A 26,035-nucleotide genomic window follows, 5' to 3' on the forward strand; every position below is an offset into this window, starting at 1 on the left:
GCACCGCTCCGCGTGGTGTTTCGGGGCTCCGCCCCCGGGCCCGTAACCGGGGCCGGCCCCGGACCCGTAACCGTGCTCCGCCCGGCCCGGGACTGCTCCGCGCGGTGTTTCGGTTACTTCGCCCCCGGGCGCCCGCGCCTCAATCGCAGGCAGGGCCGGATTTTCCAGCCCGTCCGGCGTTTGAGGACACCGCCGAAGGCGGTACGGGGCCGCCCGGGGCTCGCCCCGGTTTCGGGAAAGGGCGGGGAAGGGGAAACGCCCGCGCAGCGGACCTGCTCGCCCTCAGTCCGGCGTCGCACCCACCCGCCGCCCCCTCGCCGCGCACGCCAGTGTCACCGCCGCCCCACCCACCGCCCACGCCGACAGCACCCACATCGGGCCCGCCATCCCGTTGCCCTTGAAGTAGGCGATCGAGCGTGCGGCGAACGTGCCCGCCCCCGGCGGCAGCGCCGGGCCGATGGTCCGCCAGAACGGTGGCAGCAGCGGATACGGATAGGCGCCGCCCGCGCTCGGGTTGCCCAGGACGACCACCAGCAGGATCGCCAGGCCGACGCCGACGACCCCGGCCAGCCCCTGCAGCGCGAGCGTGAGCGCGCCGACCGCGAAGACGAGCATGGTGCCGAGGCCCCACAGGGCCCAGAGACTGCCCGGCAGTGCGTCCAGGACCGGGCCCGCGATCACCGTGCCCAGCAGTCCCGCCACGATCGAGTACAGCAGCAGCACCGCGAGCCGGATCAGGGCGCGTGCCGTGTTCGCGGGCCGGGCGCCCGCGCTGATGGCCAGGATCGCCGCGCACAGATATCCGCCCACGCACCAGCCGACCACCAGATAGAACGAGGTGAGTCCCCGGGCGTCGCCCGGGGCGCCCGGGACCACGTCGACCACCCGCACGGTGCGGCCCTGTGCTTTCTCGACCTGGGTGACGGCCCGAGCGAGGGCCTGCGCGAGCGAGGCTCCGCCGCCTCCGGCGACGAGTAGCCGGTCGGTGGTCCCGAGCGGGTCGATGACCAGCGTTCCGTCCACCTCGCGGTTCCGGATCTGGGCCAGCCCGGTCCCCTCGTCGGGTACCAGCCGTGGGTCGAGGGGGTCTCCGGGCAGCCGGTTGAGCTGGTACACCCACTGGTCGAGGTCCTGGGAGGAGACCGAGGAGACGGCCAGCGGGATCCTGTGCGGCGCGGGTTTGTGGAAGGCGCCGATGTACGACGTGATGAAGGCGAGCTGGAGCGCCAGCACCCCGATGACAAGGACGGCGGCCCGCACGCTCACCGCGTCCCTGAGCTCCCCGAGGAAGCTGCTGCGCGGGCCGTCGGGCGGTGGGCCGCCGTATGTCTGTGCCATGGGGCCCACGCTCGGCGGATCTCGGCGTTCATGCAGGTGGGGCGGGGCCGAATGGCGGAGGGTCAAGGGTGCCGGCGGGGTGTCGTCGCCAGGGCGGTACCCCTCCGAGATGTATCGTACGAGTGTTCGAAAATTGGTCTATGGTGGAGACGGGGGAGGTGAGACGGACTGATCCAGGAGGTGCGGGTGCCCTACTTCACGCATCTGCACACCGTTTCCGGGTTCTCCACGAGGTACGGAGCCTCCCACCCGGAGCGGCTTGCCGAGCGCGCCGCGGAGCGGGGCATGGATGCCCTTGCCCTGACGGACCGCGACACCCTCGCGGGAGCCGTCCGCTTCGCCCGGGCATGCGGGGACGCGGGGGTGCGGCCCCTGTTCGGTGTCGACCTCGCGGTGGGGGAGCGCGAGCGCAGGGAGGGGCCCGCCGAGCGGCGGCGTACGCCGGTGCGCGGCGGGGCGTTCATCGACGAATCCGCGCCCCGGACGATCTTCCTCGCCCGTTCCCGTCAGGGCTGGGCGGAGTTGTGCCGGATGATCACAGCCGCCCACGCGGTCGATCGGAACAGCCCGCTGCTGCCGTGGCCGGACAACCACGGCGACGACCTGAGCGTGCTCCTCGGCCCCTCCTCCGAGGTCGGCCGGGCACTCGCCGCCGGCCGGCCCGACCGCGCCGCCGAGCTGCTCGCCCCCTGGCGGGAGAGATACGGCGACCGGCTGTGCCTGGAGGTCGTGCACCACGGCCGGAGCGGCACCGGCCCCGGCTCGCTGCGTCATGCCGCCCGCACGCTCGGCCTCGCAGCCGAACACGGCGTACGGGCGGTACTGACCAACGCCGTCCGGTATGCCGACCCCGGTCAGGGCCCGGTCGCCGACGTTCTCGACTCGGCCCGCCGGCTCGTGCCCGTGGACCCGCGCAAAGGGCTCGACAGCGGCGAACGCTGGCTCAAGGACCGGGGCGCGATGGCCCACATCGCCGAGCGGGTCGCCGAGGCCGCCGGCTTCCGGCGCGACACCGCGCACCGGCTGCTCGCCATGACCGAGGAGACGGCCGCGGCCGCCCTGGTGGACCCGGAGGGCGATCTGGGGATGGGCAGCGTCCACTTCCCGGAGCCCGGCCTCGTCGGTGCGGAGTACCGCACCGCACAGCGGGTGCTCGCCTCCCGCGCGGCCGCGGGCATGGTGCTGCGCGGATACGACGGCCGGCGGGAGTACTGGGAGCGGATGCACCACGAGCTGGACATCATCGCCCACCACGGTTTCGCCTCCTACTTCCTGACGGTCGCCCAAGTGGTCGACGACGTACGGGAGATGGGCATCCGGGTCGCCGCCCGCGGCTCCGGTGCCGGATCGCTCGTCAACCACCTCCTCGGCATCGCGCACGCCGATCCCGTCGAGCAGGGCCTGCTGATGGAGCGCTTCCTGTCCAAGCGCCGACGGGTGCTGCCCGACATCGACATCGACGTCGAGTCCGCCCGCCGCCTCGAGGTCTACCGGAGGATCATCGACCGCTTCGGCGGGGAGCGCGTCGCGGCCGTCGCCATGCCCGAGACCTACCGGGTGCGCCATGCCGTACGGGACGTGGGCGCCGCCCTGTCCATGGACCCGGCCGAGATCGACGAGATCGCCAAGTCCTTTCCGCACATCCGGGCCCGTGACGCCCGCGCCGCTCTCGATGAACTGCCCGAACTGCGCTCCACTGCCGAGGAGTTGAAGAAGCGCGGACGGCTGTGGGGGCTGGTCGAGGCGCTGGACGCGCTGCCGCGCGGGGTCGCCATGCACCCCTGCGGCGTGCTCCTCTCCGACGCCTCACTGCTGACGCGTACTCCCGTGATGCCCACCAGCGGCGAGATTCCCGGCAGCTCGCCGGGCGAGGCGGCCACCCCCTTCCCCATGTCGCAGTTCGACAAGGACGACGTGGAGGAGCTCGGACTGCTCAAGCTCGACGTCCTCGGAGTGCGGATGCAGTCGGCGATGGCACACGCGGTCGCCGAGGTGCGCCGGGCCACGGGGGACGAGGTGGACATCGACTCCGTGCCGCCGGGCGACCCGGCCACCTACCGGCTCATCAGGTCCACCGAGACGCTGGGCTGTTTCCAGATCGAGTCGCCGGGCCAGCGCGATCTGGTCGGGCGGCTGCAGCCGGAGTCCTTCCACGATCTGGTCGTCGACATCTCGCTGTTCCGGCCGGGGCCGGTCGCGGCCGACATGGTGCGCCCGTTCATCGAGGCCCGCCACGGCCGGGCGCCCGTCCGTTATCCGCATCCCGATCTGGAGGAGCCGCTGAGGGACACCTACGGGGTGGTTGTCTTCCATGAGCAGATCATCGAGATCGTGAACATCATGACCGGCTGCGGCCGGGACGAGGCCGACCGCGTGCGGCGCGGGCTCTCCGATCCCGAGTCGCAGGGCAGGATCAAGGCATGGTTCGCGCAGCGCGCCGGGGCGAAGGGGTACGAGCCCGAAGTGATCGCCCGCACCTGGGAGATCGTCGAGGCGTTCGGCTCGTACGGCTTCTGCAAGGCGCACGCGGTCGCGTTCGCCGTGCCCACCTACCAGTCGGCCTGGCTCAAGGCGCACCATCCGGCCGCCTTCTACGCCGGGCTGCTCACCCACGACCCCGGGATGTATCCGAAGCGGCTGCTGCTTGCGGACGCGCGGCGGCGTGGGGTGCCCGTGCTGCCGCTGGATGTGAACCGGTCGGCGGCCGCTCACCGAATCGAACTGGTGTCTGATGCGGTGCCTGCTCGATGGGGCCTGCGGCTCGCCCTCGCGGACGTCCACGGCATCAGCGAGGCCGAGACGGCACGCATCGAGGCCGGGCAGCCCTACTCCTCGCTGCTGGACTTCTGGCAACGGGCCCGCCCCGCCCGGCCGGTGGCCGAACGGCTCGCCCAGGTCGGCGCCCTCGACGCCTTCGGCTCCAACCGTCGCGATCTGCTGCTGCACCTCGCCGAACTCCACCGCACACGGCGCGGAGCGGCGTCGTACGGCGGTCAGCTCCCGCTGGCCAGGGGGGAGAAGGCGGCACCGCTCGGGCTGCCGGACCTGGGCGACGCCGAGCGGCTCAGCGCCGAACTCGGCGTGCTCGGCATGGATGCGTCCCGCCATCTGATGGGTGATCACCATGCTTTCCTGGACGAGCTCGGCGTGCTTTCCGCTCAGCGGCTGCGCGCTGCCCCGCACGGGCAGACCGTGCTCGTCGCGGGGGCGAAGGCAGCCACCCAGACACCGCCGATCCGGTCCGGCAAACGAGTCATCTTCACCACGCTCGACGACGGCACCGGCCTGGTCGACCTCGCCTTCTTCGACGACAGTCACGCCGCCTGCGCCCACACCGTCTTCCACTCCTGGCTGCTGCTGGTGCGCGGAGTGGTGCAGCGGCGCGGCCCGCGCAGCCTCAGTGTGGTCGGTGCGGCCGCCTGGAACCTGGCCGAACTGGTCGAACTGCGCCGCACCGGCGGCCTCGACGCGGTCGCGGCCCGGCTGGCCGCCCCCGCTCCGCAGCCGGAGGAGGCCGGGGCCGACAGCGGCCGCCGCATCGAACTGCCCACCGGATATCAGCTGAACCCGTGGGCGGACCTCCAGCCGCCCGGCGAGAAGGCCGCCACCGGGAGGAAGCTGTGGCACCAGAGCCCCGGGAGCGCCGGATGATCCTCCACGTACGCTTTCTGCCGCCTCCGGCGCTCGAAGGGGCCGGGGCTGCCCTGCCCGCCCTGATCAGGGTGGCCGAGGACATCAGCCCCGTCGTCCAGGCGCTGCCGCCCGATGCCGCGCTCATCGACGTCCGGGGCGCCGAACGGTACTTCGGCCGGGACACGGCCGCACTCGCCTCCCTGTTGCGGGTGCGTCTGCTCGCGCACTGCGGGGTGGACTGCGCGATCGGAGCGGGCCCCGGTCCGCAGCTCGCCCGGATGGCGGCGCGGGAGGCCGTGCCCGGGACGACCCTGGTCGTGGCGGAGGACGAAGCGGCGGCCTTCCTCGCGGACAAGCCGGTCGGTGCGCTCGACGGTGTGGGGACGGCGACTGCCCGCACCCTGTGCGCCTACGGTCTCGACTCCGCCGGCCGCGTCGCCGCCGCACCGCTCGCCGTCGTGCAGCGGATCCTCGGCGCGCGGGCCGGGCGCGAGGTGTGGGAGCGGGCGCGCGGAATCGACCGTACGGCGGTCGTCCCGAACGCCCTCTCGCGGTCGATGGCCGCCGAACGCGCCTTCCCGATCGATGAGTTGGATCCGACGCAGCATCGCAGGGCGCTGCTCTCGCTCACCGAGGAACTGGGTGTGCGGATGCGCGGCGAGCGCCAGGTGTGCCGCTCCCTCGCCCTCACCGTGCGCTACGCGGACCGGTCCACGACCACCCGGACCCGGGTCCTGCGTGAGCCGACCGCCCACTCGGCGGCACTCACCGCCACCGCATACGCGCTGCACGAGTCGCTCGGACTGCAGCGGGCGCGGGTGCGCGCGCTGTCGCTGCGCGCCGAGGGGCTGACGCCGGCCGAACGGGCCGCCCGGCAGCTGACGTTCGACCCGGCCGACGAGCGGGCGCGCCGCATCGAGGCGGTGGCGGACCGGGCGCGGGCACGCTTCGGTCCGCGGGCGGTCGTGCCGGGGTCGCTCGCGGCGTAGGGGTTCCTCTCGACACCGCCCGCCTCGCTGTTGAAGAAAAGTCAGTCTTTACCGACGCGTAACTTCCCCTCGTGGTTACTCGCCCGTAATTTGACGTGAGCACAGCAAATCCAGCCATCGCAACTCCCTTGAGCCGCAAGGAGAACGATCGATGCTGCCTTGGAAACGTGCGCTCAGGTATCTGTCAGCCTTGCTGCTGGCGGCTGCCGTCGCCCTCACCCCCGCCGCCACCGCTGTCGCCGATTCGGCCGCCGCCGCCCCCAGCAGTGGCTGGAACAACGACAACTGCAAGCCCTCCGCCGCCCATCCCCGCCCTGTCGTCCTCGTCCACGGAACCCTCGGGAACTCCGTCGACAACTGGCTCGCTCTCGCCCCGTATCTGGTGAAGCGCGGCTACTGCGTCTTCTCCCTCGACTACGGCCAGCTCCCGAACGTGCCCTTCTTCCACGGCCTCGGCCCCATCGACAAGTCGGCCGGACAGCTCGACGCCTATGTCGACAAGGTCCTCGCCACGACCGGCGCCGCAAAAGCCGACATCGTCGGCCACTCCCAGGGCGGCATGATGCCCCGCCACTACCTCAAGTTCCTGGGCGGCGCCGCGAAGGTGAACGCCCTCGTCGGCATCGCGCCCGACAACCACGGCACCACCCTGAACGGGTTCACCAAGCTGCTGCCGTTCTTCCCCGGCGCGGCCGATCTGATCAGCGAGCACACCCCCGGCCTCGCCGACCAGGTCGCCGGATCGGCGTTCCTGACCAAGCTCAACGAGGGCGGCGACACGGTCCCGGGCGTCCGCTACACCGTCATCGCCACCCGCTACGACCAAGTGGTCACGCCCTACCGGTCGCAGTTCCTGAGCGGACCGAACGTCCGCAACGTGCTGCTCCAGGACCTGTGCCCCATCGACTTCTCCGAGCACGTCGCGATCGGCCTGTTCGACCTGATCGCCTTCCACGAGGTGGCGAACGCGCTCGACCCGGCCCACGCCCGGCCCACCACCTGCGCGTCCGTCTTCGACTGACGCGACGCACACGCAAACGGGCTGCCGTCCGCTCCTGCGAGCGGACGGCAGCCCATGACCTCATTCAGCGGCTGCGCCGATTCAGCGGCTGTGCCGGCCACCCGCCGCCGCGGGCCGGCGGCGGCCCAGACCGAACAGCGCCGCGGCACCCACCGCGAGAGCGGCCGCCCCGCCGATCGCGAGGTACGGCGTGTTGCTGTTGCCGCCCGTCTCGGCCAGGTTCTCGCCGGAGGTCTCCGGGGCGGCCGCGGACGGCGCGGCGGCGTCCTTCGCCTCGGGAGCGTTGCCGCCGTCCTCCGCGTTGTCCGCGGGTGCCTCCGACGGCGTCGCGTCGGGCTTCTCCGCGGGCGACCCCTCGGCGTGGTCGTCACCGCCGTGGCCGCCGTGGTCCACCGTCGACTTGTCCGTGCCGTCCTCGATCTCCTGCTCGGAGGGGGCGGACGCGGTGGGGGCGGCGCCACCGCCGTTGTCCTTGCCGAACACCACGTCCGAGCAGGTGTAGAAGGCCTCGGGGGAGTCCGAACGCTGCCAGATCGAGTAGACCAGGTGCCGGCCGGACTTGGCGGGCACGACGCCGTCGAAGACGTACGCACCGTTCTCCAGCTTCGGGTTCGTGACCTTCGCGAACGGCTTCGTCTCCAGGTCCGACCACTTCAGCGGCTGCGTCGGGTCGTAGCCGTCCTTGGTCAGATACAGCTCGAAGGAACCCTTGTGCGGAGCGGTCGCCTTGTAGCGGAAGGTGTGGTTGCCGGAGGCGAGCGGCGAGGACGGCCAGTCGGCACGGGGCAGGTCGAGTCCCTTGTACTTGTCGCGACCGGCACTGCACAGCTTCCCGTCCGGGATGAGCTGCTTGTGGTTGCCCGCGGCGTTGGCGATGTTGACCTCGTTCCAGTCGTAGAACGCCTGAGTGCCGCTCGCCGCGACCGCCGCCTTGCACGCCGCCGACTTCGGACTCTCCGGCCCCTCGGCGAAACAGGCGGACACCCGGCTGACCGGATCCGTCATGGAACCGTGGGCGGCCGCCGGCGCGGTGGCCAGCGAGGCCAGCGCGATCGGGGCGAGACCGAGTGCGGCGACCGTGGCGGCCTTGCGACGAGCGGTCATGGTGACGTTCTCCTTCGAAACGGCGGCGGGGGGACGGGACCGGCACGAGCGGGCGGCGCGGCCCCCCGTAGGACTACGGCGCCGACTGCCCGAACCGGCCCGGCGATCAGCAAGCTAGCCCCTGAACGCAGCGAAATCGCCTGCTGGGAGCGGGGGATGACGATCCTTATGCTCCGTTTAAGGTGGCACTAAGAGGGGGCTGAGGAAGGGGGGTGGTCACGTGCCTCCGACCACCTGGTTCGCGAAGGTCCACGCCCGTGGTCGTCCAGGGAGATCCGTCTCGGGTCGGCCGCGGTGGCGCCCTGTTCGGCTCCCTGTTCGGCTCCCTGTTCGGCTCCCTGCGTGGCTCCCCACGGGCCCCTCGATGCGAACCATCGGCAGGGGCGGTCAGGCGGTCATTGAGGTCCGCGAGGTCGCCCGGTCAGGTCCTGCGATGGCCGAACGCCCATGTGGTGAACGCAAGGCGATCACCACCAGCAGGAATCCGGCGAGAAGGATCCAGCGGAGGAACGCCCAGTCCATCTTCCCCCGCTCAAACGGGTCTTCGTTGTCGACTTCGCTTTGTCGTCACGCTCAGTCATGACCATCCCTGGCGCGGATCCTGTCCGGCGCGAGCCTTGACGCCGTTGGCCAGGGCTTACATCAACTTGGGGACCGCGGAAGGGGCCGCGTAGGAGGCATGCGCCTCGTCCTGGATGCCTCGCCAGTCCAGGCAGACCACGGTGGCGTCGTCATGCAGGACACCTTGCTGGGCCTGCAGGACGGCCTGGGTGAGCGCGTGAACGGTCTCGCGAGGATGCAGATCGCGGGTGCCCTTGATCAGGGCGGGAAGGTCTTCGGCGGCGGCGTTGCGCTCGAGCATGCCATCGGTGACCAGGATGAGACGGTCACCTGGTTGCAACTGGAGGGACTGGACGCGGTGCGGGTGCGGCAGGGGGGCGCCGAAGGGCGGATCGATCTCGGGAGTGATGTGATCGAGGCGTCCCTCGCGCAGGCGCCAGGGCCAGGGGTGGCCGGCGTTGACGAAATCGGCGCTCCCCGTCTGCAGGTCGATGCGCAAGAGCTGGCCGGTGACCAATGGGCCGAGGACGCCGTGGTCGAGCAGGGCCTGATGGGCCTGCCGGGCCTGTTCGGCAAGGTCGGCTCCACTGCGCCGGGCACTGCGCAGAGCGCCGACAAGCAGGGTGGCCATGAGAGCGGCACGGACGTTGTGGCCCATGGCGTCGGTGATCGACACATGAAGGGTGTGTCGGTCGAGGGAGTGATCGAAGGTGTCGCCGGCGATCGTTTCGGCCGGGATCAGCTCGCCGGAGACCGTGAACTGCGGTGCTTCGCAGGTGAGGCTGTCGGGGAGGAGAGTGTTCTGGATCTCGGCGGCAAGGTTCACCGGGAGGGTGCGGCGGCCCCACTGGTACAGGTCGGTGAAGCGGCGGTTGGCGATGAGGATGTAGGCCAGAGCATGGGCCGCTTCGGCGACCGTCTGCACGGTTGCGGGTTCGGGGGCTTGAGGGAGGAGGACTTCAAGAAGCCCGATGGCATCCCCGCGGTTGGTCACTGGGGCCACGATACGGACCTGCCCCTCGGAATCCGGGGCTCGGCGGACGGACACCCTCTGGTCGCGCAGTACCTGTTCGTAGATGGTGCCGGGCAACTCGATGTGCTCCCGTTCCTCGCCGGCGTCGGTATTGCCCAGACGTACGACGGCGTTGCCGGTGAAGTCAGTGATCAGGAAGGACACGGATCGGGCGTGCAGGCTCCTCGCCAGCGCGAAGGCGACCGCCTCGACCGACTCGACAGGCATCCCGGCCTCTGCCGCAGCGAGCAGTCCGGCCAGCCCTGCAGAATCCTCGCCCATGTCTGGTTCCTTTCGCCGGATCCGCTCAAAGACCACTCGCGTGACGTGTGCATCCCCGGGCTACGCCCGTTCATCCGACGCAACACAGCGTCATCCCGTCGGACGGCCTCTACCCCCATTACGCCACCAGCGGCATGTCACACACCGTCCGCCGCGCAGCTCGGGGGTCACGCACGCGAATAGCAACAGGGCGGCGGAGCGGCGTTGGGCTGCTCTCCGGCGAGCAGCGCCTACGGGGTGGGGAGCCCGAAAAAGTAGACCGTGAGGAATGCCAACACCGGAAAGAGGAGAGCAACGGCCAGCCCTGCCAGGCACCCGAACATCGTCAGTCCGGCGCTGGTTCTCGCGTAGTCGTCGCTCTTCGGCATGCCTGCATCCAACCTCTGCACCTGCCCCATCCGCTACCCGCTGCCACCGCGCCCAGGGCGACAGCGGAAGCATCGGACGCAGGAAGGGCCACGCCCCTCCCAAGCCGCACGACAAAGGAGCGGCAGCCCCATGGCCAGGGCACCCTCGGCCTCAACGCCTCAACGCCTCAACGCCTCAACGCCTCAACGCCTCAACGCTGCCCCCACCGTGTCGAAGCCGCCACCGGACTCCGCGGAGTGAAGCGACGCCGGTTTTGCGCAACTCGGGCAATCGAGGCACGCGGCCGGATCGTGGACACGGTGTCCGGTGCAACCGGACAACCGGTCCACGATCCCGGGGCGGCCGCCCGTGAGGTCGACTACCGGTCGGCCCGGACCTGGTGTCCGATCAGTTCCAGCAGCACGGCGTGCGTCTGCTCGTCGGCCGCCACGACCAGTCCGCCCGCGCCGGAGTGCAGTGGCTGGCCGTGGATGCCGGTCGCCACGCAGCCGGCGGCTTTGCACAAGGCGATCCCGGCGGCGAAATGCACGCTGTCCCGCAGGTGGCCGTCGGTGACGTAGGCCGCTCTCCGGCCGGCGGCCACCCAGGCCACCGCCAGGGTGGTGGAGACGACGCGGGGCCGGAAGTGTTCGGCGAACCCGGGGGCGGTGAGGAGGTGGGCCGCCCGGAAGTCCGGTGAGTTGGGGAACGGCGGGTCGAGATTGAGGTCCACCAGCCGGGAATCGGGTGACGGTGCCAGCTCCTCGTCCACACCGCCGCTCCGAAGGCGGGCGCTTTCGCCGTCGGTCCAGAACACCTCGCCGGTGAACGGGTCGGCTGTTGCCGCCGCCGTGAGGCCCGAGCCCACCCGCAGCGCGACGTTCACCGCCACCAGCATGTTGTGCACGGCGTAGTTCAGCGTGCCGCACAAGGGATCGACCAACCAACTGCGCTCTGCGCCGTCCGCGTCGGTGTGCCCGCTCTCCTCGCCCGTCACGGCATCATCGGGGCGAGCCGTACGGAGGACGTCGAGGATGGCCTTCTCCGCCGCGAGGTCTGCAGCCGTCGCGAAGTCACCGGCGGACTTCTCGAACCGCGCCATCGATGCCCCGTACATGTCGCGCACCACGGCTGCTCCCGCCTGCGCCGCTGTCACGGCCAGTTGCGCGTCGGTGTCCGTGTTCGTGATCAGCATGCGCGCAGGATAGCCGCGGCCGTTTCCTGCAGCTGCGGCCGCCAGTGCCTTGCCCGCCCCCGCCGCCGGGTGCGTGGCCCGGGCCTCGGTCGTAACGTGGGACCGGCACTGTCCCTCATGACCTAGGCCGGGAGCGAGCGATGGCCGGGGAGATCTCCTTCTTCGAAATCGGCGTGGCCGACTCCGAGCAGGCACGCGCCTTCTACAGCGGACTGTTCGACTGGGCCTTCGAGGCCGGTACGACGGAGGGCGGCGGCTACGCGATCCGCACCACCGGTGTCCCCGGCGGGCTGCACGGCGGTGACCCGGGAGCGAGTCCCTACGTCTTCTTCCGCGTCGACGACATCCAGGCGGCCGTCGCACGGGTACGTGAACTGGGCGGCACGGTCGACGAGGTCGACCTGGGCGGGGACGACGAGACGGTCGCCCGCTTCGGCCGGTTCCAGCTCTGCCACGACGACCAGGGCTCCCCGTTCGGCCTCCACCAGCCCCCGCCGCCCCCGGAAGGCCCCTGACATCCCTCAGGGCCTGTTCGGCCCTGATCCGCCGGTCGGGCCCCGGCCCACGCTGCGGTAACGGCGTTCCGGGCGGCCCGTGCCCCCGTAGCGCAGGGTCACCTGTGCGCGGCCCGTTTCCGCGAAGTACTCCAGGTAGCGGCGCGCGCTCACGCGGGAGAGGGCGCCCGCCTCCGCGCACTCCGAGGCCGACAGGTCGCCGGGGTGTTCCCGCAGGATGCGCTCCACCAGCTCCGCCGTGTGCGGGGCGAGGCCCTTCGGGAGCTCCCGCGAGCCCGGCGGACGGGTGCCGAAGATCCGGTCCACGTCCTCCTGACGTGCCTCGTCCAGGTGCTCCAGCCGGGACCGCAGCGATGCCACATGTCTCAGTTGTTCCTGCAGCGCCGCCTGGTTGAACGGCTTGATCAGATAGTGCAGCGCGCCCGCGCGCAGCGCGGACCGGACGATCGCCGCATCTCGGGCCGCCGTGATGAACAGCGCGTCCGCGCTCGACCGGCCCGGGTCCGCGGCCTCCGCCGCCCGCAGCTCGCGCAGGACGGTGATCCCGTCCATGTCCGGCAGGTAGACGTCGAGCAGCACAAGATCCGGCCGCAGCCGCTCGGCGGCGCGCAGCGCCTCCGCGCCGCTGTGGGCCACGCCGACGACCGTGAAGCCCTCCGTCGCGGACACATAGCGGCTGTGCAGCTTGGCGACCATGAAGTCGTCGTCCACCACCAGCACGTTCGTCACGCCGCCACGCTAGGCCGCGACCACAAGGACCACAACGTCCGTTGATTCCGGAAGAGAGACAGCTTCTTAACGCGCAGGCAACATGTGGGCCACTTCACAGCTCCCACCACGAGAGGCGTCACCGTGCGATTGCGCACCCCCATCGCCCTGCTCGGGGCTGCCCTGCTGGTGCTCGTCGCGCCCCCGCTGCTCACCGCGGGCACCGGCGCGGACACCGGTACGCAGATCCCCGGCCTGCGCTTCATGGTCCCCAACACCCCCGGCGGCGGCTACGACATCACCGCCCGCACCGCCGCCAAGAACGCGGAGGACGCCGAGCTCACCCACGGCATCGAGGTCTTCAACCTTCCCGGAGCGGGCGGCACCGTCGGCCTCACGCGCCTCGTCGGTGAGCACGGCAACGGCAAGCTCGCGATGTCGATGGGCCTCGGCGTCGTCGGAGCAGTCCACACCAACAAGACGCCCAGCACCCTCGCCGACACCACTCCGATAGCCCGGCTCACGGAGGAGCAGGACATCGTGGTCGTCGCCAAGGACTCGCCGTACAAGACGATCGGCCAGCTGCTGGAGGCCTGGAAGAAGAACCCCGGCAAGCTTCCCGTCGGCGGCGGATCGTCGCCCGGGGGGCCCGACCATCTCGCCCCCATGCTGATGGCCCAGGCCGCGGGGATCGCCCCGAAGTCCGTCAACTACGTCCCCTTCGACGGCGGCGGCGAACTTCTCGCCTCGATCCTCGGCAACAAGGTGGCCTTCGGTGTCTCCGGCGTCGGCGAGTACCTCGACCAGATCAAGTCCGGCGAACTGCGGCTGCTCGCCGTCACCGGGCCGCAGCGGGTCCCCGGTCTCGACGCGCCCACCCTCCGCGAGGCCGGGCTGGACACCGAGTTCACCAACTGGCGCGGCATTGTCGCCCCGCCAGGACTGAGCGGCGCCGAACGGGACAAGCTCATCGGCCTCGTCACCGAGCTCCACGAGTCGCCGCAGTGGCGGGACTCCATGAAGAAGAACGGCTGGGACGACGCGTTCCTGACCGGCGACAAGTTCGGCGGCTTCCTCGCCGAACAGGACAGGAGCGTCGACGCGGTGCTGAAGGAGCTGGGACTGTGAGCGCCCCGACGACCGACCCCACCCCTCAGGTCCGCCGCTCGTGGCTGCGCGAGCACTCCGAACTCGGCGTCAGCGTGCTGCTCCTCGTCATCGGCGTCCTCGTCCTCACCGACGCGCTGACGATGGATGTCGAGATCGCCCAGCGCGGCCCCGTCGGCCCGAAGACCGTCCCCGTCGTGGTCGGCATCGGTCTCCTGGTCGTTGCCGTCCTCCTCGCGATCGACGTCCTCCGCGGCGGCCGGGGCGAGGCCGAGGGCGGCGAGGACATCGACCTGAGCGAGCCGAGCGACTGGCGCACGGTCCTGCTCCTCGGCGGCGTCTTCCTCGCCTTCGCCGTACTCATCGGCCCTCTCGGCTTCCCGATCGCCGGCGCGCTGCTCTTCTGGGGCTCCGCCTTCGCCCTCGGCAGCCGGCACCACGACCGCGATCCGCTGATCGCCGCGGCTCTCGCACTCGTCACCTACGTCGTCTTCAACAATCTGCTCGGCGTGCCCCTGCCGGGCGGCCCGCTGATGGGAGTGCTGTAACGATGGACTCTCTCCACTCCCTCCTCGACGGCTTCGGTACCGCGCTGACTCCGATGAACCTGCTGTGGGCCGCGATCGGTGTACTGCTCGGGACCGCGATCGGCGTACTGCCGGGCATCGGCCCGGCGATGGCGGTGGCACTGCTGCTGCCCGTGACGTACGGCCTGGATCCGACCGGCGCGTTCATCATGTTCGCCGGCATCTACTACGGCGCGATGTTCGGCGGTTCCACCACGTCCATCCTGCTCAACACCCCTGGCGAGAGCGCAGCCGTCGTCGCCGCGCTCGAAGGCAATCCGATGGCGAAAGCGGGCCGCGGCGCACAGGCGCTCGCCGCCGCCGCGGTCGGCCACTTCGCAGGCGGCATGATCGGCACGCTCCTGCTCGTCGCCCTCGCCCCGACGGTTGCCGAACTGGCCGTGGACATCGGTGCGCCCGACTACTTCGCCATCATGGTGCTCGCCTTCATCGCCGTGACGTCCGTCCTCGGCTCCTCCCGCATCCGCGGACTCGCCTCTCTGCTCATCGGTCTCACCATCGGTCTCGTGGGGCTCGACCAGATGACCGGCCAGCAGCGCCTCACCTTCGGTTCGCTGCAGCTCGCGGACGGCATCGACGTCGTCATCGTCGCGGTCGGCCTCTTCGCGATCGGCGAGGCCCTGTGGGTGGCCGCGCATCTGCGCCGTTCGGCGGGCGAGGCCATACCCGTGGGCCGGCCGTGGCTGGGCAGGTCCGATGTGAAGCGCACCTGGAAGGCGTGGCTGCGCGGACCGGTCATCGGATTCCCCTTCGGGGCGATCCCGGCCGGCGGCGCGGAGATACCGACGTTCCTGTCGTACGTCACGGAGAAGCGGCTGTCCCGGCACAAGGACGAGTTCGGGCGCGGCGCCATCGAGGGCGTCGCAGGCCCCGAGTCGGCGGCGTCCGCCTCCGCGGCGGGCACCCTGGTCTCGATGCTGACGCTGGGTCTGCCCACGACCGCCGTCGCCGCCGTGATGCTCGCCGCCTTCCAGCAGTACGGCATCCAGCCGGGCCCGCTGCTCTTCGAACGCGAACCCGACCTGGTGTGGGGCCTGATCGCCTCCCTCTTCGTCGGCATGGTGCTGCTGCTCGCGCTCAACCTGCCGCTCGCCCCGGTCTGGGCCAAGCTGCTGCGCATCCCGCGCCCCTATCTCTACGCAGGCATCCTGTTCTTCGCCGCGGTCGGCGCGTACGCGGTCGGCGGCGAAGCACTGGATCTCGTGATCCTGCTGCTCATCGGCCTGATCGGCTTCGGCATGCGGCGCTACGGACTTCCGGTGCTGCCGGCGGTGATCGGTGTGATCCTCGGCCCGGCCGCCGAACAACAGCTGCGCCGCGCACTCCAGATCAGCGACGGCAGCGTCACAGGACTCGTCAACACCCCCTTCGCGGTGGCCGTGTACGCGGTGATCGCGCTCCTGCTGGCCTGGCCGCTGCTGAAGAAGGTGATCGTCCGTCGCCGTAATGTGTCGGCATGACCGATGACATCCGGCCTGCCACTGCGGCCGACGTGACCGCCGTACGGGCCGTGACCGACGCGGCCTACCACCACTACATCGAACGGATCGGCGTCGTGCCCGTCCCGATGGAGGCGAATCACGAGGCGAACGTGGCGGCGGGCAGGGTGTTCGTCACCGGCGACCCGGTGCAAGGGGTGATCGTCCTCGTCCCGGAGGACGATCACCTCTATCTCGATTCGATCGCCGTCCACCCGGACGCCTGGGGCACCGGGGTGGGCCGCCTCCTCCTCCGCTTCGTGGAGTCGTACGCCAGGCAGCTGGGACTGCCCGAGGTCCGTCTCCTCACCAACGCCAAGATGTGGGAGAACCAGAAGCTGTACACCCGCTACGGATACGAGCTGGTCGAGCGACGGATCGAGGGCGTGTACGACCGCTTCCACTACCGCAAGCGCCTGCTCTGAACCGGACGTCGGGAAAGGCCCGTTGTCAGTGGTCGCTGCGATGATCGGCCCATGACGACGACCGACTGGAACGGCATGGCGGCCACCTTCGACGACGAGCCCGACCACGGCCTCACCACCCCCGAGGTCCGGCGCGCATGGGCCGCGAGACTGGCACAGTGGCTGCCGCCCGCGCCGTCCGACGTGCTCGACCTCGGCTGCGGCACGGGCAGCCTCGCCCTCCTCGCGGCCGAGCAGGGGCACCGGGTGACGGGTGTGGACCTGGCGCCACGGATGGTGGACCGGGCGCGGGCGAAGCTGGCCGGGACGGGCGCCGAGATCATGCTCGGCCACGCCGACCGGCCGCCGGTGGGGGAGCGCCGGTTCGACGTCGTCCTCGCCCGGCACGTCGTCTGGACCCTGCCCGACCCCGAGGCCGCGCTCCGGCACTGGGCCTCGCTGCTCAGGCCGGGCGGCCGGCTCGTGCTGGTGGAGGGAGTCTGGGGCACGACCGGACTGCCCGCCGAGCGCCTGATGGCCGCCCTTGCTCCCCTGACGGACCGGGTCCACCACGAGCGGCTGTCGGACGAGCAGTTGCTGTGGGGCAAGGAGGTCCACGACGAGCGGTACGTCCTGGTGGCGCGGACGGAGCCACGCCGCCGGCACACCGAAGTCGTCGACGTCCACCTGATCCTCCGCCGCGGCGACGACGTCCTTCTGGCCCGCCGGGCGAACACCGGCTACGGCGACGGCCTGTGGAACGGGCCCTCGGGCCATGTCGAGGACGGGGAGGACGTGCGGACCGCGATGCTGCGGGAGGCGGCCGAGGAGATCGGGATCACGCCCACCCCGGACGACCTGCGGGTCGCGCTCGTGATGCAGCACCGGGGACCGGGCGAGCAGCCCCGCACGGGCTGGTTCTTCGAGGCGGAGTACGGCACAGGGGGCGAGCCGTACAACCGCGAGCCCGGCAAGTGCGCGGAGCTCGCCTGGCACCCGCTCGCCGCCCTGCCCGACGACATGGTCGCCTACTGCAGGGCGGGGCTGGAGGCGTACCGGGCCGGTGAGCGGTTCGCCGTCCACTGGCACGAGGACGGCGACGCCATCGCGTACGAAGCGGGCGGGCCGGACCGGACCACTGTGTTGCCGGTCAGCCGGTCAGATCGGTGAAACCACCGCGGCGGGCGAGGAGTTCGAGCTCGTCGAGCGCCCGGACGGCTGCGTCGGCCGCCTGCGGATCGCGTTCGGCGAGCCCGCTCGCGGCGAACTCGTCCTCGTCCAGTCGCAGGATCTCCTTGCCGTCCGCCGACACCCACAGATCCAGGTCCAGGTCCTCGACCGTCACCTCACCGGCGCCGATCACGGCGGGGCGGGTGATGTCGCAGTACCAGCCCTTGAGCAGGCCCTCGCCGGTACGGACCTCCTTCACCGCGTACCACCGGTCGCGCCAGTAGTGCTCGGTGAACACATCACCCGGCTCGAACCGCACGAAGCCGAAGTCGCGGACGTCGGGTGCCGCCCACGGTGCGCGGACCACGAGGTGGGTGCCGTCGTCCGTGAGCAGCTCCGCCGGGTAGCGGATCTTGGTGGCGCCCGCCTTGACCAGCCGGATCTCAGTCGCACGTGCGGACAAGGCGGACCTCCTTCGCGCAGGGCTCGTAGCCGAACCACTCGTTGATCGCGAGCATCGGCCCGTTGTCCGCGTCGTTGCTGGTGAACGCGTCCGTGAAACCGGCAGCGCGGGCGCGGCGCAGCGAGTCCGTCTTCGCGAGCTTCGCGAGGCCTTTGCCGCGGTGGGCGCGCCGTGTGCCCGTTCCACCGGACAGGTAGCGGGTGCTGCGGTCGGTGTACGCGAAGCTGAACGCCGCGACTTCGCCGTCCAGTGTCACGACGGTGGACAGATCGCGGTCGAACAGCGGGGAGTTCCAGGTGCCGGCGAGCCAGTCGTCGTAGTCGTCCAGGACGGTGGTGACGTCGTTCGGCTCGTCGAGCACGGCCTCGGCGTCCGCCGCGAACAGTGGGCGGGGGTCCGCCGCGTAGTCCGTGGCCGCGCGCAGTTCCACGCCGGGCGGGAGGCCGGGCACCTCCGGCAGGGTGCCGTGCTCCAGATCGAGACGCATCACCTGCGAGGGACGGGCCGGCCGGTAGCCGCTCCTCTCGGCGAAGGCGCGGGTGGCGGGGATGTCCAGCGCCCAGACATAGACGGCGCGTACGCCTTCCGTAGCGAGATGGTCCTCCGCGGTGCGCAGCAGCAGACCGCCGACGCCGATGCGGCGGTGGTCCGGGTGCACGTACAGCGCGGCGTACGCCTGGCCGGGCTCCGCCGCGTCGTGGACGAGGCCGGCCGTCGCCGTCCCGACGATCTCCCCGTCCCGCTCGGCGACCAACATCCGTTGCTTCTTCGCGGGGTTGGCGTGCTCGGCGCCGAATCGGACGGCTTGAGGTGTCGTGACCTCGAAGGAGAGTACGGCGCGGCGCACGGTGGCCACGGCCTCGGCATCCTCACGGCGGAAGTCACGCACGACGATGACAGTCATGGGGAGGCACGCTACGGCGGGACGGGCTCGTGGTGCCTCCCAATTTCCTGGTGTGGGAGAGAATCACCGGATGACCTTGAACATCGTCATCGATGCCGATGCGCCCGACGCGCCCTACGAGCAGCTGCGTGCCCAGATCTCCGAGCAGGCCCGCTCGGGCAAGCTGCCGGTGGGCCACCGTCTGCCGACAGTCCGAGGCCTCGCAGAGGAACTGGGCCTCGCGGCGAACACCGTGGCCAAGGCGTATCGCGCCCTGGAGGGCGACGGAGTGATCGAGACGCGCGGCCGGAACGGCACGTTCGTGGCGGCGGCGGGCGACGCCGCGTCGCGCCGGGCTGCTGCCGCGGCGGCGGCGTACGCGGCGCAGGCGCGGCGGCTCGGTCTCTCCCGGGCGCAGGCGCTCGCGGCGGCGGAGACGGCGCTGTCGGTGGAGTACGCCACCGAGTGACGCGGCGGGGGCGCGCCCCCTGCGCGTGACCGTTCCCCGGCCCCCCGTCAGAGGTACAGGCCCGCGTCCGGACCCGGGGACTGGGACGGGACCGACGCCGGAGTCGTGCCGCGACGCAGGGCGAACAGTTCCGCGAGCGTCGCGCCCTCACGGCCCACGCTCTCGTCCGTACCCAGCCACGTCACCGACTCCTCGCGGGTCAGCGGGCCCACCTCGATGCGGGCAAGGCAGCGGCCCGGGCGGACGACGGCCGGGTGGAGGCGTTCCAGGTCCTCGTTGGTCGTCACACCCACCAGCACGTTGCGGCCCTGGCCGAGCAGACCGTCCGTCAGGTTGAGCAGGCGCGACAGCGCCTGGCCCGCCGTGTGGCGGGCCTCGCCGCGGATGAGTTCGTCGCAGTCCTCCAGCAGGAGCAGCCGCCAGCGGCCCTTGGAGGTGCCTTCGTCCTCGCCGATCGCGATGTCCATCAGATAGCCGACGTCGTTGAACAGCCGCTCCGGGTCGAGCACGCAGTCCACCTGGCACCAGTCGCGCCACGAACGGGCCAGCGTGCGAAGGGCCGAGGTCTTTCCCGTGCCGGGCGGGCCGTGCAGGAGCAGCAGCCTGCCCGCGATGTCGTCGGGAGTGACCTTCATCAGCCGGTCCATCGCATCGGCGACGGGCGCCGTGTAGTTGGGCCGGATCTCGTCCCATGTACCGGCCGCGATCTGGCGTGTCGTACGGTGCGGGCCGCGCCTAGGCGAGACGTACCAGAAGCCCATGGTCACGTTCTCCGGCTGGGGCTCGGGTTCGTCGGTCGCGCCCTCGGTCGCCTCCTTCAGGACCTTCTCGGCGAGTTCGGACGTGACGGCGGTGACCGTGACGTCCGCGCCGCGGTTCCAGCGAGAGATCAGCAGCGTCCAGCCCACGCCCTCGGCGAGTGTCGCGCTGCGGTCGTCGTCGCGGGCGGAACGCAGCACCGACGCCGCGGCGGGCAGCAGTGTGGCACCCGACTTCACGCGGTCGATCGTCGAACTGTGCGAGTACGGCTGCTCGCCCGTCGCGAAGCGGCCGAGGAACAGCGCGTCGACGACATCCGACGGCGAGTCGCTGTCGTCGACGTTGAGTCGGACCGGCAGTGCGTCATGAGGGTTGGCAGCCATGCGCCCATGATCCGGCACGGCCTCGGCCGCCGCACCGTGTTTTGCCCGGTGCGGCGGCTTTCGGGTGCTCAGCGGACCGCCACAGCCGCTGCCCTGCGGGCGCGGCGCACCATCGCGTAGCCCCGCGTGAGCGCCCGGTGCCGGGCGAAGTGCCGGGCGATGCCCTGCCCTTCGACGATCCGGGCGAACTGCTCGATGCCCGTGGTGCGCTGCACCGTCAGCCGGCGGAGTGCGTACGGGCCCTGTTCCCGCGCGGCGAGCGCGTTGCCCACGGCGAGGGACTGTGCGTATCCGGCCGCCCGGACGGCCCGGCGCACCCGGCGGTTCGCGTAGCCGTAGGGGAAGGCGAACGAGGCCGGCGCGTCACCGACGAGACCGGCGACGAGGTCCCGGCAGCGGACCGCCTCGTCACGCAGCTGTCGGTCGGTGAGCTGGTCGAGTTGGGGATGGGTGTGGCTGTGGCCGCCGATCTCCGTGCCCGCGGCGGCCAGTTCACGGACCTGGTCCCGGTCGAGCATGGTGTCGGGGGCGCCCGGCAGTTCACCGGGGCCGCGCAGCCACCCGGTGGTCACGAACAATGTGGCGGCGAAACCGTGCGCGGAGAGTACGGGGAGGGCGTGCCGGTGCACACCCTCGTAGCCGTCGTCGAACGTGATCAGCACGGGCCGCTGCGGCAGCGGCCCGCCGGATCGCCAGGCACCGGCGAGCTGCGCCGTGGTCAGCGGGGTGAACCCGCGCTCGCCGAGCAGCGACATCTGCTCGGCGAAGGCGCCGGGGGACACGGACAGCCCGAACGCGGCCCGGGCCGGCCGGTGTCCGACCGCGTGGTACATCAGGATCGGTACGGTCATCCGCTGTCCCCTCCTGCGCCGATGGGACCGAACGAGAACGGTGTGCCGCCTCCGCGAGCAGCCAGCGCTCCCCGTACATAGCCGCCCGCCGCCGCTGCCACGCCCGTGACGATCGCGGCAGCCCGGCCCGCGCCGCCGGGCCGGGCGAGCAGGAAGTCGCGCAGCCCGCGCGCGATCCCGGCGGGCAGGACGCGTGTGGTGTAGCGCCGTTCGGTGGACAGCCCGCTACCCGCTCCGACGCTGCGCGCCACGAGGGCCTTGGACAGGCCCTCGGCGTAGGTGCGGGTGCGGAAGTAGCCGAACCGCTCACGCCCGGGCGGCACCTTGTGGTGGATGACGGCCCGGTCGTCGATGAGCAGCACGGCATCCGGCAGGGCGCGCGCGAGGCGGATGCACAGCTCGGTCTCCTCGCAGCCGAGCGGCCGCCGGTCGCCGTCCCGCCCGATGCCGGTGGCGAAGCCGCCCGACGCGTCGAAGGCGCGACGCCGGAACGAGGCGTTGCCGCCGAGCACATTGCGGACCCGGACCCGGCCGGGCGGCAGGCCACGGTAGGTGCAGCCGACGACCCAGTCGAACTCCTCGGGGAACCAGACGGGACGGCGGCCCGACGCCCACGCGGGCACGGTCCGGCCGCCGACCGCCATGACCCGCGGGTCGTCGTAGGCCTTGGCGAAGTACCGCAGCCAGTCGGGCTCGGCCACGGCGTCGTCGTCGAGGAAGGCGACGAACTCGCCGCGGGCGGCGGCGATCCCGGTGTTGCGTCCGGCGGACAGCCCGCGGGGGCCCGTATTGGCGAGCACCCGCACGTCCCCGCCGGCGGCGTCCCCGGGGCCGCCGTCGTACCGTCGGCGGAGCCGTTCGAGGAGCGCCGGATTGTGGTCGACGACGAGCAGGGTCTCCAGGGCGGTCAGGGACTGGTGGCGTACGGATGCGACAGCGGCGAGCGTGTCGTCCCAGCGCTCCTCGGTGTAGGCGCAGATCACCACCGAGAAGCGAGGGTGACGGTGGGGCGGGGTCAAGACGCCTCTCCGGGGCGCGGCGCGATGCGCACGGGGAGCGGTCGGCGGCGGGCCGATCTGCGCACCCGGGTCTCCTTGAGGATCACTCTGAGCACCCGCAGTCCGTCCCGTACGGCTCTGAGGTTGCTGACCCCGTGGATGCGCAGGAACTCGTGGCTGGGCACCTCCTGTACGCGCAGCCCGGCCTTGACGACGCGGATGTTCATCAGGGTCTCGATCTCGAAGCCGGTGCAGTCGAGGCTGATCCGGTCGAGGCAGTGCTTCCAGAACGCGTTGTAGCCGTAGCAGAGGTCGGTGTAGCGGGCGCCGAACTTGGCGTTGACGACGGCGCACAGGACACGGTTGCCGAGCCGGCGCACCGTTGTCATGTCGTCGGTGCCGCCGCCGTTGGCGAAGCGTGATCCCTTGGCGAAGTCGGCTCCTGAGACGAGGGCGGAGACGTACGAGACGATCTCCTGGCCGTCCGCCGAGCCGTCCGCGTCGATCATGACGATGATGTCGCCGGTGCACGCGGCGAATCCGCTGATCAGGGCATCGCCCTTGCCCTTGCCGAGTTGCTGGACGACCTTGACCCCCGGCCACAGTTCGCGGGCGACGGCGACGGTGTCGTCCGTGGAGTTGCCGTCGACCAGGACCACTTCGTGGATCCATGCGGGCAGTGTCTTGAAGACGTAGGGCAGGTTCTCCGCTTCGTTCATCGCGGGGATCACCACGCTCACGGGCGGGGCTATCGCCAGATGCGAGGAGACGGGCCGGTAACCGACGGACACACGGGCGGCTTCGCTCACCGGATCGTGCTCCGGGACGGCCGCCGGTTGCAGGACTGAGCTCATGAGCCTTCGTTCCCTCTCTCCACCGGTGGGCCGCCCCGCGTGCGGGTGGCCCGGACGAGTTTCCGGTTCGAAAGGGGGGTTGTACTCATCCGCGCATGCCGGAAGGACGCTCCGCGCATGGTGGTTGAGTCGGCATTGCTGTCCGTGCGGCGTACGGCTCGGAACTCACGCCGGAACCCCGAGCGCCCACCCCGGCACGGCACCCCCCTGCCGCAGCCCCCGTCCGTGTCCTTCGCGACGCTCGTGCCCTCCCCTGAGCCGCTGTGCGTGATGGACCGGTGCGGGTGGATCCACGACGGTATTGATGAAGAGGACTGTATGGCAAGAATACGAATCCGAAACCGGTTTTCACTTTTTTGGTACCGAATAGGGCGTCAGATGAGGAACCGTCCGTTTCGCTTGCCTTGATCGCTTTCCTGGGGATGACCCGTCAGTAACATCTTTGGCATGGACACTTCCGGTGAAGTCTGTCCGCTGCTACGACAGTTGAGGCAGAGATCCTGCTATAGGGAGGTTCCATGAATCTGTCCCGAGTCGCGGCATTCTCATCCTCACTCCTCCTCGGCGCCGTCCTCGCTCTCACCGGAGCGGGAACGGCGCAGGCCGATGTCACCCCCCAGGCACTCGACTACGTGGCACTCGGCGACTCCTACTCCTCCGGTGTGGGAGCGGGCAGTTACGACAGCGCCAGCGGCAACTGCAAGCGCAGCACCCGTGCCTTCCCCAAGCTCTGGGCCGCCGCCCATTCACCCTCGTCGTTCGCGTTCACCGCTTGCTCGGGCGCTCGTACGGGTGATGTGACGGCCAATCAACTCGGGCCCCTCGGGTCCGCGACCGACCTCGTATCCCTCACCGTCGGCGGCAACGACGCCGGGTTCGCCGACGTGATGACCACATGCGTCCTGCAGTCCGAGTCCACCTGCATCAACCGCATCAACCAGGCCAAGGCGTACGTCGACTCGACCCTGCCCGGACAGCTCGACACGGTCTACTCGGCGATCCGGGCCAAGGCTCCGGCCGCCCAGGTCGTCGTGCTCGGCTATCCCCGCTTCTACAAGCTCAACGGGAGCTGCGTCGCCGGTCTGAGCGAGAACGAGCGCTCCGCCATCAACGGTGCCTCCGACTACCTCAACGCGGCGATCGCCAAGCGCGCGGCCGACCACGGCTACGACTTCGCGAGCGTCGTCTCCACCTTCACGGGGCACGAGATCTGCTCGGGCTCCGCCTGGCTGCACAGCGTGAACTGGCTCAACATCGGCGAGTCCTACCACCCGACGGCGGCCGGCCAGTCCGGCGGCTATCTGCCCGTCTTCACCACCCACGCCTGACCCCCCATCAGGCCCCGTCCGCCCTGCCCGGCGTTCCCCACCGGGCAGGGCTCGCGCATGTCAGGCGCCGAGAACCGCCCACACCAGCGCCACCACCGCGAAGAGCAGCAGTGTCACGCCGACGGTGAGCACGGTCGTGGCGTGGCGCGGTTCGGCGGGGGAGGCCGTGGCCGTGGTCGGGGCCGTGCCGCCGGATGCTCCCTCGCCGACCACGGGCGCGGCGGCCGGCGACGGGGAAGCCTGTGACGCAGTCCGAGGGCCGCCGCCCCCGCTCGCCAGCCGCAGCCGGTGCTCGGCCTCCGAGGCGGGCATCCGGTCCGCCGGGTCCGGCCGCAGCAGACCTTCGATCACCGGGGCGAGCGCACCCGAACTCTCCGACGGCCGCGGCTCCTCGCCGGGGCCGGGCGGGTGGCCCTCGACCGCGGCGTACAGCAGCGCGCCCAGCGACCACAGGTCCGACTCCGCGCCCGGCCCGTGCGCAGGGGCCGACTCCGGGGCGCGGGACCCCGCGGAACCCAGGGCTGCCGTCATTCCGAAGCCGGTGACCAGCACCCGGCCGTCGTTGGCGATGAGCACATTGGCCGGTTTCACATCATGGTGGGCCACGCCCGCCGCGTGCGCGGCACGCAGGGCCGCGAGCGTTTCGGCCCCGATGTGCGCGGCCCTGCGCGGCGGCAGCGGCCCCTCCGCCTCCAGGACGTCCGACAGCGCGAGCCCGCGCACGAGCTCCATCACGATCCAGGGGCGGCCGTCGTCGGTGGCCACGTCATGGACGGCGACCACATTGCGGTGCGAGACACGGCCCGCGGTCCGTGCCGCCCGCTCGAGGCGTCCGTACAGCCCGCGCGTCGCCGCCGCGTCGAGACCGGCCGGCGCGCGGACCTCCTTGACCGCCACGTCACGCTCCAGCAGTTCGTCGCGCGCCAGCCACGCCACGCCCGTGCCGCCCTCGCCGATGGGCACGATCAGGCGGTAGCGCTCCGCAATCATCCGGCCGGTTCCCGGTACTCCGCTCATGCCGTGCCCCTTGTCCGCAACCAGAGTCGCAACACGGTGAAAACCATTTCAATCTAGCTCAACTCACTGAGCTCCGTACCGTGTTGATCGGCCATCAATTCACCGACGGGCTCCTGTGCGCGAGTTGTCCGCCCAACTCACCCTGGAATCAGACGGATTCGGAGAGTAACGGTCAACCCCCGTACGAGTGTGGTGAATCATGCAGGCGGGATACACGGGTGTCCCGAAGGGGCGATAGGGTTAATCTGCCCGGGCCGGGTGTCTCGTACGGGTGGGGAGTGACATGGATCAGATAACAGTTCGCAGCAGGGCGCGTGTGCCTGCCATCACCTGCGGGAGCGGCGCGACCAGTTCGCGTCTGGACCGCCACCTCTCGGTGCTGGGCGGTCCCGTCGTTCCGCAGGGCGAATCCGCCGAAGCGACCTTGCTGATGCGCGAGCTGACCTCGCGCGACCGGACGCGCAGCCGCGGGAGCAAGAGCGCGCGCGTCTCGTTGTTCGCCCCGCTGCGACGGCTGCGGCGCTCGCTCTTCGGCAGCCGCCACTGACGACAGCCCCCGGCGTTCCGTACCCCGACCC

24 protein-coding genes are annotated in these 26,035 nt (G+C 71.1%); 12 read left to right on the top strand and 12 right to left on the bottom strand.

Annotated elements, in window-relative coordinates:
- Positions 1-282 precede the first annotated feature (282 nt).
- The gene (locus AC067Z_RS09385; RefSeq protein WP_478788878.1) at positions 283-1,338 is read right to left on the bottom strand and encodes a DUF3533 domain-containing protein; all 1,056 of its coding nucleotides are present in this window, start codon (positions 1,336-1,338) and stop codon (positions 283-285) included.
- A gap of 186 nt (positions 1,339-1,524) precedes the next feature.
- Between AC067Z_RS09385 and AC067Z_RS09390 the strand changes: the two genes are divergently transcribed.
- The 3 genes from AC067Z_RS09390 to AC067Z_RS09400 all read left to right on the top strand — a co-directional run bounded on the left by AC067Z_RS09390 (position 1,525) and on the right by AC067Z_RS09400 (position 6,981).
- On the top strand, positions 1,525-4,989 hold the full coding sequence (locus AC067Z_RS09390) for a DNA polymerase III subunit alpha (RefSeq protein WP_478788879.1): 3,465 nt from the start codon (positions 1,525-1,527) through the stop codon (positions 4,987-4,989).
- The gene (locus AC067Z_RS09395; protein ID WP_478788880.1) at positions 4,986-5,960 is read left to right on the top strand and encodes a DNA polymerase Y family protein; all 975 of its coding nucleotides are present in this window, start codon (positions 4,986-4,988) and stop codon (positions 5,958-5,960) included. The genes AC067Z_RS09390 and AC067Z_RS09395 overlap by 4 nt, the downstream gene beginning before the upstream one ends.
- Before the next feature lie 151 nt (positions 5,961-6,111).
- Entirely contained in the window at positions 6,112-6,981 is an 870-nt protein-coding gene (locus AC067Z_RS09400) for an esterase/lipase family protein (protein ID WP_478788881.1), read from the top strand.
- Positions 6,982-7,062: 81 nt separating this feature from the next.
- Here AC067Z_RS09400 and AC067Z_RS09405 read toward each other — a convergent pair whose 3' ends face one another.
- The 3 genes from AC067Z_RS09405 to AC067Z_RS09415 all read right to left on the bottom strand — a co-directional run bounded on the left by AC067Z_RS09405 (position 7,063) and on the right by AC067Z_RS09415 (position 11,483).
- The gene (locus tag AC067Z_RS09405; RefSeq protein ID WP_478788882.1) at positions 7,063-8,085 is read right to left on the bottom strand and encodes a lytic polysaccharide monooxygenase auxiliary activity family 9 protein; all 1,023 of its coding nucleotides are present in this window, start codon (positions 8,083-8,085) and stop codon (positions 7,063-7,065) included.
- A 637-nt stretch (positions 8,086-8,722) separates the two neighbouring features.
- A complete protein-coding gene (locus AC067Z_RS09410; RefSeq protein ID WP_478788883.1) occupies positions 8,723-9,940 on the bottom strand; it encodes a PP2C family protein-serine/threonine phosphatase in 1,218 nt (405 codons plus the stop codon).
- Between the two features lie 727 nt (positions 9,941-10,667).
- Positions 10,668-11,483 (bottom strand): inositol monophosphatase family protein, encoded by an 816-nt coding sequence (locus AC067Z_RS09415; protein WP_478788884.1) that lies wholly within the window; start codon positions 11,481-11,483, stop codon positions 10,668-10,670.
- Between the two features lie 140 nt (positions 11,484-11,623).
- Here AC067Z_RS09415 and AC067Z_RS09420 point away from each other — a divergent pair, with 140 nt between their 5' ends.
- Complete coding sequence (locus tag AC067Z_RS09420; protein ID WP_478788885.1) at positions 11,624-11,998, top strand: VOC family protein; 375 nt, start codon at positions 11,624-11,626, stop codon at positions 11,996-11,998.
- 6 nt (positions 11,999-12,004) lie between these two features.
- Here AC067Z_RS09420 and AC067Z_RS09425 read toward each other — a convergent pair whose 3' ends face one another.
- Positions 12,005-12,727, bottom strand: coding sequence for a response regulator (locus AC067Z_RS09425; protein WP_478788886.1), 723 nt, complete (start codon positions 12,725-12,727; stop codon positions 12,005-12,007).
- 123 nt (positions 12,728-12,850) lie between these two features.
- On the opposite strand from AC067Z_RS09425, the gene AC067Z_RS09430 reads away from it, so the two are divergent.
- The 5 genes from AC067Z_RS09430 to AC067Z_RS09450 are packed head-to-tail and all read left to right on the top strand — an operon-like array spanning position 12,851 to position 17,452.
- Positions 12,851-13,834, top strand: a complete 984-nt coding sequence (locus AC067Z_RS09430; protein WP_478788887.1) for a Bug family tripartite tricarboxylate transporter substrate binding protein — start codon at positions 12,851-12,853, stop codon at positions 13,832-13,834.
- Entirely contained in the window at positions 13,831-14,361 is a 531-nt protein-coding gene (locus AC067Z_RS09435; protein WP_478788888.1) for a tripartite tricarboxylate transporter TctB family protein, read from the top strand. The genes AC067Z_RS09430 and AC067Z_RS09435 overlap by 4 nt, the downstream gene beginning before the upstream one ends.
- A gap of 2 nt (positions 14,362-14,363) precedes the next feature.
- Entirely contained in the window at positions 14,364-15,860 is a 1,497-nt protein-coding gene (locus AC067Z_RS09440; RefSeq protein ID WP_478788889.1) for a tripartite tricarboxylate transporter permease, read from the top strand.
- A complete protein-coding gene (locus AC067Z_RS09445) occupies positions 15,857-16,303 on the top strand; it encodes a GNAT family N-acetyltransferase (protein ID WP_478788890.1) in 447 nt (148 codons plus the stop codon). Before AC067Z_RS09440 ends, AC067Z_RS09445 begins: the two co-directional genes overlap by 4 nt.
- A gap of 51 nt (positions 16,304-16,354) precedes the next feature.
- Complete coding sequence (locus AC067Z_RS09450) at positions 16,355-17,452, top strand: methyltransferase domain-containing protein (protein WP_478788891.1); 1,098 nt, start codon at positions 16,355-16,357, stop codon at positions 17,450-17,452.
- Here the strand turns inward: AC067Z_RS09450 and AC067Z_RS09455 are convergent.
- Both AC067Z_RS09455 and AC067Z_RS09460 read right to left on the bottom strand, forming a co-directional pair.
- Entirely contained in the window at positions 17,433-17,915 is a 483-nt protein-coding gene (locus tag AC067Z_RS09455; RefSeq protein ID WP_478788892.1) for a ribonuclease FAU-1 family protein, read from the bottom strand. The two genes, AC067Z_RS09450 and AC067Z_RS09455, sit on opposite strands and share 20 nt — an antisense overlap.
- Positions 17,896-18,819 (bottom strand): GNAT family N-acetyltransferase, encoded by a 924-nt coding sequence (locus tag AC067Z_RS09460; RefSeq protein WP_478788893.1) that lies wholly within the window; start codon positions 18,817-18,819, stop codon positions 17,896-17,898. Before AC067Z_RS09460 ends, AC067Z_RS09455 begins: the two co-directional genes overlap by 20 nt.
- A gap of 70 nt (positions 18,820-18,889) precedes the next feature.
- On the opposite strand from AC067Z_RS09460, the gene AC067Z_RS09465 reads away from it, so the two are divergent.
- Positions 18,890-19,267, top strand: coding sequence for a GntR family transcriptional regulator (locus AC067Z_RS09465; RefSeq protein ID WP_478788894.1), 378 nt, complete (start codon positions 18,890-18,892; stop codon positions 19,265-19,267).
- A 47-nt stretch (positions 19,268-19,314) separates the two neighbouring features.
- Here the strand turns inward: AC067Z_RS09465 and AC067Z_RS09470 are convergent, their stop codons facing one another.
- The 4 genes from AC067Z_RS09470 to AC067Z_RS09485 form a co-directional block, all read right to left on the bottom strand.
- Entirely contained in the window at positions 19,315-20,409 is a 1,095-nt protein-coding gene (locus tag AC067Z_RS09470; protein WP_478788895.1) for a DUF5925 domain-containing protein, read from the bottom strand.
- A gap of 68 nt (positions 20,410-20,477) precedes the next feature.
- Positions 20,478-21,260 carry a polysaccharide deacetylase family protein gene (locus AC067Z_RS09475; RefSeq protein WP_478788896.1) on the bottom strand — a complete coding sequence of 261 codons (783 nt, stop codon included), beginning with the start codon at positions 21,258-21,260 and terminating at the stop codon, positions 20,478-20,480.
- On the bottom strand, positions 21,257-22,279 hold the full coding sequence (locus AC067Z_RS09480; RefSeq protein WP_478788897.1) for a glycosyltransferase family 2 protein: 1,023 nt from the start codon (positions 22,277-22,279) through the stop codon (positions 21,257-21,259). The genes AC067Z_RS09475 and AC067Z_RS09480 overlap by 4 nt, the downstream gene beginning before the upstream one ends.
- On the bottom strand, positions 22,276-23,112 hold the full coding sequence (locus tag AC067Z_RS09485) for a glycosyltransferase family 2 protein (RefSeq protein ID WP_478788898.1): 837 nt from the start codon (positions 23,110-23,112) through the stop codon (positions 22,276-22,278). Before AC067Z_RS09485 ends, AC067Z_RS09480 begins: the two co-directional genes overlap by 4 nt.
- 518 nt (positions 23,113-23,630) lie before the next feature.
- Here AC067Z_RS09485 and AC067Z_RS09490 point away from each other — a divergent pair.
- Entirely contained in the window at positions 23,631-24,440 is an 810-nt protein-coding gene (locus AC067Z_RS09490) for an SGNH/GDSL hydrolase family protein (protein WP_478788899.1), read from the top strand.
- A 60-nt stretch (positions 24,441-24,500) separates the two neighbouring features.
- Here the strand turns inward: AC067Z_RS09490 and AC067Z_RS09495 are convergent, their stop codons facing one another.
- Positions 24,501-25,457: a serine/threonine-protein kinase gene (locus AC067Z_RS09495; RefSeq protein WP_478788900.1), complete on the bottom strand. Its 957-nt coding sequence runs from the start codon at positions 25,455-25,457 to the stop codon at positions 24,501-24,503.
- 283 nt (positions 25,458-25,740) lie between these two features.
- On the opposite strand from AC067Z_RS09495, the gene AC067Z_RS09500 reads away from it, so the two are divergent.
- Positions 25,741-26,004, top strand: a complete 264-nt coding sequence (locus AC067Z_RS09500) for a hypothetical protein (RefSeq protein WP_478788901.1) — start codon at positions 25,741-25,743, stop codon at positions 26,002-26,004.
- The last annotated feature ends 31 nt before the right edge of the window (positions 26,005-26,035 follow it).

This window comes from Streptomyces sp. NPDC043812 (assembly GCF_056436245.1).